At 49.6% G+C, this 9705-nt stretch carries 9 protein-coding genes and 3 pseudogenes; all 12 read left to right on the top strand.

Translation table 11 applies throughout. From position 1 onward, the window contains the following. A partial coding sequence (locus ACSIPU_RS29600) for a type VI secretion system Vgr family protein (RefSeq protein WP_172696801.1) occupies positions 1-819 on the top strand: 819 nt, incomplete at its 5' end. Then, positions 820-1626, top strand: coding sequence for a DUF4123 domain-containing protein (locus tag ACSIPU_RS29595; RefSeq protein ID WP_204746171.1), 807 nt, complete (start codon positions 820-822; stop codon positions 1624-1626). A gap of 62 nt (positions 1627-1688) precedes the next feature. After that, positions 1689-2060: a hypothetical protein gene (locus tag ACSIPU_RS29590; protein WP_133497834.1), complete on the top strand. Its 372-nt coding sequence runs from the start codon at positions 1689-1691 to the stop codon at positions 2058-2060. Between the two features lie 70 nt (positions 2061-2130). Further along, positions 2131-2706: a DUF3304 domain-containing protein gene (locus ACSIPU_RS29585; RefSeq protein WP_023320820.1), complete on the top strand. Its 576-nt coding sequence runs from the start codon at positions 2131-2133 to the stop codon at positions 2704-2706. Beyond that, positions 2694-3280: pseudogene (locus tag ACSIPU_RS29580) on the top strand (DUF3304 domain-containing protein). Before ACSIPU_RS29585 ends, ACSIPU_RS29580 begins: the two are co-directional and overlap by 13 nt. After that, positions 3277-3851: pseudogene (locus ACSIPU_RS29575) on the top strand (DUF3304 domain-containing protein). Before ACSIPU_RS29580 ends, ACSIPU_RS29575 begins: the two co-directional pseudogenes overlap by 4 nt. After that, positions 3839-4489 carry a DUF3304 domain-containing protein gene (locus tag ACSIPU_RS29570; RefSeq protein WP_435322457.1) on the top strand — a complete coding sequence of 217 codons (651 nt, stop codon included), beginning with the start codon at positions 3839-3841 and terminating at the stop codon, positions 4487-4489. Before ACSIPU_RS29575 ends, ACSIPU_RS29570 begins: the two are co-directional and overlap by 13 nt. Next, positions 4477-5112 carry a DUF3304 domain-containing protein gene (locus tag ACSIPU_RS29565; protein WP_017146031.1) on the top strand — a complete coding sequence of 212 codons (636 nt, stop codon included), beginning with the start codon at positions 4477-4479 and terminating at the stop codon, positions 5110-5112. The genes ACSIPU_RS29570 and ACSIPU_RS29565 overlap by 13 nt, the downstream gene beginning before the upstream one ends. Then, the gene (locus tag ACSIPU_RS29560) at positions 5100-7517 is read left to right on the top strand and encodes a T6SS phospholipase effector Tle1-like catalytic domain-containing protein (RefSeq protein WP_024274064.1); all 2418 of its coding nucleotides are present in this window, start codon (positions 5100-5102) and stop codon (positions 7515-7517) included. Before ACSIPU_RS29565 ends, ACSIPU_RS29560 begins: the two co-directional genes overlap by 13 nt. Before the next feature lie 53 nt (positions 7518-7570). Beyond that, positions 7571-7828 carry a PAAR domain-containing protein gene (locus ACSIPU_RS29555; RefSeq protein ID WP_024274065.1) on the top strand — a complete coding sequence of 86 codons (258 nt, stop codon included), beginning with the start codon at positions 7571-7573 and terminating at the stop codon, positions 7826-7828. Continuing rightward, positions 7825-8961, top strand: a complete 1137-nt coding sequence (locus ACSIPU_RS29550; protein ID WP_224227003.1) for a hypothetical protein — start codon at positions 7825-7827, stop codon at positions 8959-8961. Before ACSIPU_RS29555 ends, ACSIPU_RS29550 begins: the two co-directional genes overlap by 4 nt. Next, positions 8948-9705, top strand: a pseudogene (locus ACSIPU_RS29545) (type VI secretion protein VasK); the annotation flags it as partial. The gene ACSIPU_RS29550 and the pseudogene ACSIPU_RS29545, both read left to right, overlap by 14 nt.

Here is a 9705-nt window from a genome sequence, read left to right as displayed (position 1 = left end):
AGCCAGCTGAACCTGGGGCATCTGGTGGACGGCGGAAAACAGCCGCGCGGGGAGGGATTCGAGCTGCGTACCGACAGCTACGGAGCGATACGGGCCGGGAAAGGGATATTCATCACCGCTGATGCACAGATGAAAGCGCAGGGGCAGCAGCTGGCGATGGAGCCTGCAACCAGCCTGTTGAGGGGGGCGCAAAACCTTATTGCCGGTTGGGAGAGTGTGACGCAAACGCACCGTAATTTCTCACCAGATATGGATACGTTAAAGCAGTTTGTTGAAAAGGCGGACCAGATAAAGAAACCGGTATTGTTGATGGAAGCACCGGAGGGGATAGGGAGCGTTACGCCAGAAAGCATTCTTCTGCACAGTGGCAACGGTTTGTATATGCAGAGTATTGGAGAAGTCAGTATTGCCAGCGAGCAGAGGCTTGCAGTGAATGCCAGCCAGGCGATATCGTTACTTTCCCGCCAGGAAGGTGTTCGTCTGGTATCTGCAAAAGGCCCGCTGAATATCGAATCTCATAGCGATATTCTCTCATTAACGTCTCTTCAGGATGTTACCGTACAGTCCACACAGGGACATCTTCAGCTTACGGCGAAGAATGGTATCACTATTGGGTGTGGCGGCGCTTACATTCGCTTGACTCCGCAGGGAGAAATTGAAATTCATGGACCTGGCCTGTTAAGTCTGAAAGGACAACATAATTTGCAGGGGCCAGCCAGCGAAGATTTTCAGTTGCCCGATCTGCCTTCATCAGTATGTAAAGAATGCCTCAAACGGGCTCAGGAACTGGCTCAGGGTTTTGTGCCGAGGGACGCGTAAATGGACAACATAAAGATCTGGCTGGATAAAATCCAGCTGACGTGTCAGCAGATTGGTCACAATTATGTCGATATGATTATCGATCAGTGCGGCGTGAATTTCTCCGTCATTCCGGCTCTTTCCGGGTTTTCTCCGGCAATAAAATGGCAGTCCCTCTACCAGGGATTGCCGGAGAATATTTACCCGGACGATGCGCCTTTGCTGGTACGTATTGAGCTGGAAGATGCTCAGCAGGTGCAGTGGTTATATGCATTGGCTCGTGAAGCTGTGGCAACAGCGCCTTTACTGGTGCTGGGGTCATCCTGGCGGTTCGAAGTTTTGGCTGAATGGTTGATCCGTTGCATTGATGCGCAGCATGAGGGGCGTGCAGGGATATTTCGCTTCTGGGATACGCGTATATTTTCGTATCTTTTTACCCATGTTCTTAGTGATGAACAGCAAAGTCAGCTCCACAGACCGACATTATTCTGGAGCTGGCTGGATCGCGACGAAGCACCTGTTTTGCTGGAAGGCAATGGGGCGGCATTAGGTGAAGAGGAATTGAGTGAGCAAATCATATTTACTGATAATCAGTTTGAAAGTCTGATGTGTCTGTGTGATGCAAAACAATTATTGGTTTATCAGCCATTACCGAAGAACCTTTTTATGAACAGAGAAAGTGAATTTTCTGCTTGCTTTAAGGCTATGCTGGCTGCGACAAAAGAAAGTGTGCTTTTCGAAGATAAACGTAATGAGTGGGTGGCTGAGTATATTCTTAAAAATAAAATTTATTCTGATGAATGCGGTTCTGGTGTCAATAATCTATAAAGTCATCAGGAGTGGTATTTTCAATAGGGATCATAGCTACTTACATCGGAGGGGGTATGTATTTGGATAGTGATACAAAAGTTATTATCTCTGGAGCGGTAATATTACTGGTTGGAATCATTGTCTGGAAAAAACAAAGCTTTTTTATTGCTCTGGTGTTTTGTGTTTTGTTTATCAAAGCGTCTATGATGTTTTTAGCGATAGTTATGCTATTATCCTGGGGAGAGCCGGAAAATTCTTTTTATTTTATATTTCCTGTTATTAGTGTTTTTACCGCTGTGTTTTTTCCTGATAAGCGTTGGCCAAAACATACCGGACACATATACAGATGTTCATCATGCATGAATTTTGTTAACTATAAATTCGATAAATGTCCCCATTGTGGCTCTGACATGGATTCAAAAAATATTTGGAAAAAAAAGACCAAACAATAAGCGGCTATTAGATGACGGTTGAATCTAATGATAACCCTGTTTATCCGGTTAAAATAAGGGAACCTGAGATATGTCTATAATAAAGTCTGATTTAGGCTGGTATCCACCGCAGGGACGATGGCTGACACGCTTTGTTTTTATCGCTGCGGCGATATTGCTGGTTGGTTGTGACAGGCCTGCCAGAGAAAAGAATGTTAGCGGCGGCAGCGGTACCATAGAAGCGGTTAACCATACCCACTGGGCGATAAACCATTTCAGCGTAGATGGGCAGTCAGGGCTGGATATTATCGGCCCCTGGCAGGGGGGCGGCGGTGGCTGCTGTTACGGTGTGCCAACGAAATGGAAACCGGGGATGAGGGTGAAAGTTGAGTGGGAAACCGGTGTGGGAGGGTCTAAAGGTTTTCCTGGATTTGCTAATACAGATAAGTACTTAGAATGGGAAAAAAAAATCAAAGCTCAAAACCGGAAACATAGCCAGACAGTATCGGTTCCTGACTATACCGGGCAAAAAACCTGCGGAATAAAGGTTCACTTTTTACCCTGCGATCAAATAAAAGTCACCACCAGCTGCTACGACTACGGCAACCCAAATTATCCGATTAAAGATCCGATCAAAATGGAGGAACCCAAAGTATGTCCACAATGAAGCCTGATGCAGTCTGGTATCCTCCGCAGTTTCCGAAGCAGGTACGATGGTTGACGCGCCTTGTTTTTATCGCTGTGGCGATGTTGCTGGCTGGTTGTGACAGGTCTGCCAGAGAAGAGAGTGTCAGCGGCGGCAGCGGCACCATAGAAGCGGTTAACCATACCCACTGGGCGATAAACCATTTCAGCGTAGACGGGCAGTCAGGGCTGGATATTATCGGCCCCTGGCAGGGGGGCGGTGGCGGCTGCTGTTACGGCGTGCCAACGAAATGGAAACCGGGAATGACGGTGAAAGTGGAATGGGAAACGGGTGTCGGTTATTCAATGGATTTTCCAGGATATGGAGATGACGCTAAATATTTAGAATGGGAAAAAAAATAAAAGCTCAGAACCAGGAACATAGCCGGATAGTCCCAGTTCCTGATTATACCGGGCAAAAAACCTGCGGAATAAAGGTTCACTTTTTACCCTGCGATCAAATAAAAGTCACCACCAGTTGCTACGACTACGGCAATCCAAATTATCCGATTAAAGATCCGATCAAAATGGAGGAACCCAAAGTATGTCCACAATGAAGCCTGATGCAGTCTGGTATCCTCCGCAGTTTCCGAAGCAGGGACGATGGTTCACACGCCTTGTTTTTATCGCTGTGGCGATATTGTTGGCAGGCTGTGACAGACCCGCCAGAGAAGAGAGTGTTAGCGGCGGCGGTACCATAGAAGCGATTAACCATACACACTGGGCGATAAATCATTTCAGCGTAGACGGGCAGTCAGGGCTGGATATTATCGGCCCCTGGCAGGGCGGAGGCGGTGGCTGCTGTTACGGCGTGCCGACGAAATGGAAACCGGGAATGACGGTGAAAGTGGAATGGCAAACCGGAGAAGCTTCCACAGATGATTTTCCAGGATATGAACATTGGGATAAATATCTGGAATGGGAAAAAAAATAAAAGAAAGTCATCGGGAGCATAGCCGAATAGTCCCTGTTCCCGATTATACCGGGCAAAAAACCTGCGGAATAAAGGTTCACTTTTTACCCTGCGATCAAATAAAAGTCACCACCAGCTGCTACGACTACGGCAATCCAAATTATCCGATTAAAGATCCGATCAAAATGGAGGAACCCAAAGTATGTCCACAATGAAGCCTGATGCAGTCTGGTATCCTCCGCAGTTTCCGAAGCAGGGACAATGGTTCACACGCCTTGTTTTTATTGCTGTGGCGACACTGCTGGCAGGTTGCGATCAGTCGGCGCAAGTGGAAAGTGTCAGCGGCGGCAGCGGCACCATAGAAGCGGTTAACCATACCCACTGGGCGATAAATCATTTCAGCGTAGACGGGCAGTCAGGGCTGGATATTATCGGCCCCTGGCAGGGGGGAGGCGGTGGCTGCTGTTACGGCGTGCCGACAAAATGGAAACCGGGAATGACGGTGAAAGTTGAGTGGGAAACGGGTGTGGCTTTTGCCGATGATGTACCTGAAATTCCTGAGCCGAAACGACCTGATACCTCCGGGATGAACGAGAAAAATTATTATCAAGTATGGCAAGTGTATTTTGATGAAAAACAAGAATGGTATAGGAAAATTAAGGCACTGAATAAAGCGCATACAAAAATAGTCCCTGTTCCCGATTATACCGGGCAAAAAACCTGCGGAATAAAGGTTCACTTTTTACCCTGCGATCAAATAAAAGTCACCACCAGCTGCTACGACTACGGCAATCCAAATTATCCGATTAAAGATCCGATCAAAATGGAGGAACCCAAAGTATGTCCACAATGAAGCCTGATGTAGTCTGGTATCCTCCGCAATTTCCAGCACTGGGCCGATGGCTGACACGCCTTGTTTTTATCACTGTGGCGATATTGCTGACAGGTTGCGATCGACCCGCGAAAGAGGAGAGCATCAGTGGCGGTAGCGGCACCATAGAAGCGGTTAACCATACCCACTGGGCGATAAACTATTTCAGCGTAGACGGGCAGTCAGGGCTGGATATTATCGGCCCCTGGCAGGGGGGCGGCGGTGGCTGCTGTTACGGCGTGCCGACGAAATGGAAACCGGGGATGAGGGTGAAAGTTGAGTGGGAAACGGGTGTGGCTTTTGCCGATGATGTACCTGAAATCCCTGAGCCGAAACGTCCTGATACGAAAGCCTCTTACCAAGTATGGCAAGCATATTCCGATAAAAAGGAAGAGTGGTATAAGAAAATTAAGGCACTGAATAAAGTGCATACAAAAATAGTCCCTGTTCCCGATTATTCCGGACAAAAAACCTGCGGAATAAAGATCCACTTTTTACCCTGCGATCAAATAAAAGTCACCACCAGCTGCTACGACTACGGTAACCCAAATTATCCGATTAAAGATCCGATCAAAATGGAGGAACCCCAAATATGTCCACAATGAAACCTGATGTAGTCTGGTATCCTCCGCAGTTTCCAGGTAACGGACGATTACCCACACAAGCGGCGCTAGTCGGACAAAACTGTAAGCAGCAGGACAGCCATGAACTGGCTTACCGCAATGAACTTTGCCAGGCGGCGGGTCGACTGGTGGAACCGCCGTGCTGTAAGACGCTGCATATCAGCCTGTTTTTCGACGGGACCGGTAATAATCTGAACAACGATCTTTATATCGACGTTCCTAAACATCCCACCAATATTGCCCGTCTTTTTCGCGCAACCATTGGCCAGGGTTACGCCGGTGGCGTCCAGGGACATGCCGGGGAACTGGTGGATATGGAAGGGACGTCGGGTAATAAATATTACAAGTACTACATCCCTGGCGTCGGCACCCCCTTTCCGGAAGTGTCGGATCTGAATTACAGCACGCCCGGCATGGCCTTTGCCACCTATGGCGAAGAACGAATTAACTGGGCGCTTATTCGCATTATCGATGCCTTAAGACGCACGCTGGGCAAACCTGCTTTATCCGATAATGAAAGCTGGAAAGCGGTGAAAGACATGACCTCTCGTACAGAAGATTTCGGGACTTCAGGTCAATACCGACGTCAAATAGTATTCCGGCGGCTTTTAAAAGATCTGGAACCCGACCTGAAGCTGGCGCTGAATCAGCCTGAACCCGGTAAACCGAAACTGCTGGGGATTAAGCTGTATGTATACGGTTTTTCACGCGGAGCGGCGGCGGCAAGGGCTTTTGTCAACTGGCTGGTTGAACTGCTGCCCAATTCTTTCAGAAAAGGAACGAAGCCGGATCTCTGTCTGACGCTGGAAGGCGCTAACTGGAAGGTGCCGCTGAGCGTCGAATTTCTGGGATTGCTGGATACGGTGGCCTCTGTTGGCGTGGCGCATATCGCCCCTCTTGCGGAAGGACATATGGGCTGGGCCGATAATGCAATGGAGCTGCCCGATAACGGCCTGATTAAAAATTGCGTGCATCTGGTTTCTGCCCACGAGCAGCGGCTCTGTTTTCCTCTGGATTCGATTTGCCGCCATGACGGAATCTATCCGTCCTATGCCAGAGAGATGGTGTATCCCGGTATGCATTCGGATATTGGTGGTGGTTATATGCCCGGTGAACAGGGGAAAGCAACGGCGGATGACGACGGCTATTTATTATCGCAGATTGCCTTGCATGATTTATATGCTACAGCATTTGATGCTGGTGCTCCTCTGAAAGTTCCTGAAGATTCACTTCCCTCAACAATATCTTCAGATAATTGGCGTGTTATGCCAGGTAACTTAATTTCAGAATTTATGGTTGCTGATACATTGATAAATAGTTTCAACGCCTGGCGTGAATTAACATTAAACCTTCCCTCATCTCTGGAAAAAATAAATGATGAGAATGCTGCCAGATACGAACCTGTACGTGCATCAGTCAACGTTATTACCGCGCTGGAAGTTCAAATCACCTGGATAACCGCCTGGCGTATCGGTCGCTATGCGAGTGGCAACTATACAAAACAGCGGTTTTATATTGATGCAGCCGCAAACGGCATGGATAAAGACAGCGACCCCAAAATAAGAGAGGCTTCCGAACAGGTGCGCGATATAAAACAACGGAAAGTAGAGAAAACACGGCGTAAAATGCAGGAGTCTGCTGAAAAAGATACCTATATCCCCTATCCGCCGGGGCCGAAAGATTTTGATCCCGCGTTGGGGCAGACGCAGTTGCGCCAGGCTGCGGAAGAATTTCGCGAGGACTATCAGCTAAAACAGCGTGCCGTAACCGGAAACTGGATATATAAGGGAATGGATAAACTGAGTAACCTGGTTTATACCTTCAGCGATGATGATGTAAGTGGCGAATATATAAAGATAAAAAAAGAGGCCAATGAAAAATATTCAATGCTCTTTCCTCCTCAGGGGGAAAGCAGCAACGAGCAACAACCCGGAGGGCTGGTCAGAGCATTATTTGACGATCAGGTTCATGATTCCAGGGCCTGGTTTATGCAGGCGACGCTTGATGCCAGGGAACCGTGGGGAAGTTACTTTTTATACCGGATGATCTATTTCGGTGAGCTGATGAGTAAAAATATTACACCTCTTGTGAAATACGGGCGCTTTATTGAGGGGAGATTTAAAGATACGGTTCCTGGCGTTGATTTTATTATCGAGCGAGCTGAGAAAGGAGGGGCTATTATGGGTGAAAACTCCCCGCCTGAAATAAAACAAAAAATATCCGTGGTAAACAGCTCTGCGGATATTCCCCTTACCATGTTGTCCGATCTTCCCCTTCAACCTGCGCTGACAAACGAGCCAGCGGAATTAATCGCCTGGCAGCAACAATCGCGGGAAGCGGAAAAACTGGCCAGTACGAAAGCGGCGATAGCCTCACTGTGGCCATAACGAAATGGCGTTCTGATATACGGATGCCTGTGTAAATAATACAAGGAATAAATATGAAACAGGTAATACGCGAAGGCGATAACCTGCGGGAGTATGGCGGTAAAGTTCTGGCCGGACATTATCTGTGTTTTGGAAAAGGCATTGCCACTAAAGGCGATCCGGTAAAATGCAATAAGCATGGTATGACCACGATTATTGAAGGCAGTTCGCTGTCAAAAGTGGATGGTCAGCCCGTCGCTCTTCACGGACACCGCTGCGCCTGTGGCTGTACGCTGGTGAGTTCTTTTCCCGACTGCGGTATTGCACAGTGAGACCGCTACCTGATTTTCCTGATTATCGCACCGCTAAACCGCCTGCGGCAAAACGCTGGCTGGGGGCCGGAGCATTACTGGTCCCGGCGGTCGGCGCTGCGAGTGCGTTATTACGGGGAACAGATGCAAGCTCCGGGATCGTTTTTGCCGCGATGCTTTTCACGTTAACCGTCATGGGGCTTTTCTGGCTTCTTTCTCTGCTGTATTACCGGTTTTCAATTCACCACTCATCCACCTGGAAAGCGGAGGTGGCACAGGTACAAAGTCACTGGTGGTATCAGCATCGTCGGCAGTTTTCCCTGGAGGATGTGGTGCTGATTGGCCCTGCCGGGGCGGAGATGATGGACTGGTTGCGTTTGCTTAAGCGTAAGCAAAAAGCGCCAGCAGAACGTCAGGAGGCAAACGGTAAAGCGCTGCGTGTGGCGCGTTCTTTTTCTTCCGATGCGACGGAACGTGAAAATCAACTGGCTCGTATGCTGGTACTACAGTGGAAACGGCAGCGCGAAGGCAAAAAATTGCTCTCGCCGCAGCGCTTTTACTGGCAGGGGAGCGAGAGCGTATGGCAGGCGTTTGTTGCACAGATAAAGGACTCTTTTCCAGGCATTGTGCTGCCTGAATTACCGATTATGTGGAAGGGAGAACGTTCACTGTCAGATATTGCAGCCTTTCTGGATTCAGAGGGCGATGGCACGCAAATTCTGGTGGCTGGGTGCCAGTCTGAAGTCCCCTCGGCAGAGGATTTGCTGCCTGCCGGAGAAGCCGCTGCCCTGTGGCTTGTGAGTGCTGAGGGGGCTGTATTGCTCTCACAGGGGGAATATTTTTCCCCATCGGCAACGGAATATTTGAAGGATGTCTGTGAACGAGCACAGAAGCAAAGTGAACTTGACTCAGCACCTGACGCCTGCATTCTTTTTTCTCACCCGCAACAATCTGAACTGGCAGGCAGCGGCTGGAACGTTACTCATCATTTGCAGGACAATTTTTGGGGTAATACGGGAAAACTTGAGGCGCTTGTTGTGATATCACTTGCTGCCATTTTCGCACAAAGCCAGTCGCAACCCTGCGGCTGGATAGCCACTGATCCTTTACACCCCCTGGCGCTTGGAATTGTTAAACCTCATGAAAACAGATAAAAATCAGAAAGAAACTATTTCTGCTGCGTTCACGGTGGTACTTACAGCCGTGGCGATCACGTTCCTTATTTTACTGGGGGGACTGGCGTACTGGTTTTTCATAGGTGACCATGCTGCAAAATGGTCGGTTATCTATCCGATTCTGCTGGTGTGCGGTCTTCTCTGGATTGTGCTGGTATGTGTCGTATCTCTGGTTTTTCTGGCGATACATCTTTGGATCATCAGTCGAGCCAGGCGTTCATCAGCGGCTGGACAGAGTACATCAGCAAAGACGCTGGCGTTGAAACGCCCGATGCTATCGAAAGAAATAGCCACCCATCTCCGCCGCCGCTATACCCGTTTCTGGCGCCACAAAGTCCGCCTGCTGCTGGTGGCCGGTGAACCCGCGCACATTGCCGCCATCGCCCCCGGTCTGGCGGAAAAGCAGTGGCTCGAAGGCCACCGCACGGTGCTGATTTACGGCGGCACTCTGTCATCGGCGCCGGATACTGAACGCCTGGCCGTCCTGCGCAAGCTGCGCCGCAGCCGTCCGCTGGACGGCATCGTGCTGGCGCTTGATGAGGCGCAGGCGACCTGCGCTAGCCTGGATAACCATCTTCGCACCCTCGGGCAGGTCGGAGAGGCCCTGCGCTGGCAGCCGCCGGTGTACCTGTGGCAGGTGACTGACAGCGCCTGGCCGCAGGATACCCGCATCAGCCAGACGGTGGGGGCGCTGTTCCCGCCCGGCGCCACGCCGGAGGGGGT

Source organism: Klebsiella sp. HN106 (genome assembly GCF_051209435.1).
Taxonomy (GTDB): Bacteria; Pseudomonadota; Gammaproteobacteria; order Enterobacterales; family Enterobacteriaceae; genus Klebsiella; species Klebsiella oxytoca.
The sequence above is the reverse complement of the archived record's forward strand: the minus strand, read 5'-3'. Positions and strand labels throughout refer to the sequence as shown.

Coding starts and splice junctions, on each gene's coding strand:
- ACSIPU_RS29560 (WP_024274064.1), top strand. CDS start 5,100: ATGTCCACAATGAAACCTGATGTAGTCTGGTATCCTCCGCAGTTTCCA.
- ACSIPU_RS29570 (WP_435322457.1), top strand. CDS start 3,839: ATGTCCACAATGAAGCCTGATGCAGTCTGGTATCCTCCGCAGTTTCCG.
- ACSIPU_RS29585 (WP_023320820.1), top strand. CDS start 2,131: ATGTCTATAATAAAGTCTGATTTAGGCTGGTATCCACCGCAGGGACGA.
- ACSIPU_RS29595 (WP_204746171.1), top strand. CDS start 820: ATGGACAACATAAAGATCTGGCTGGATAAAATCCAGCTGACGTGTCAG.
- ACSIPU_RS29565 (WP_017146031.1), top strand. CDS start 4,477: ATGTCCACAATGAAGCCTGATGTAGTCTGGTATCCTCCGCAATTTCCA.
- ACSIPU_RS29555 (WP_024274065.1), top strand. CDS start 7,571: ATGAAACAGGTAATACGCGAAGGCGATAACCTGCGGGAGTATGGCGGT.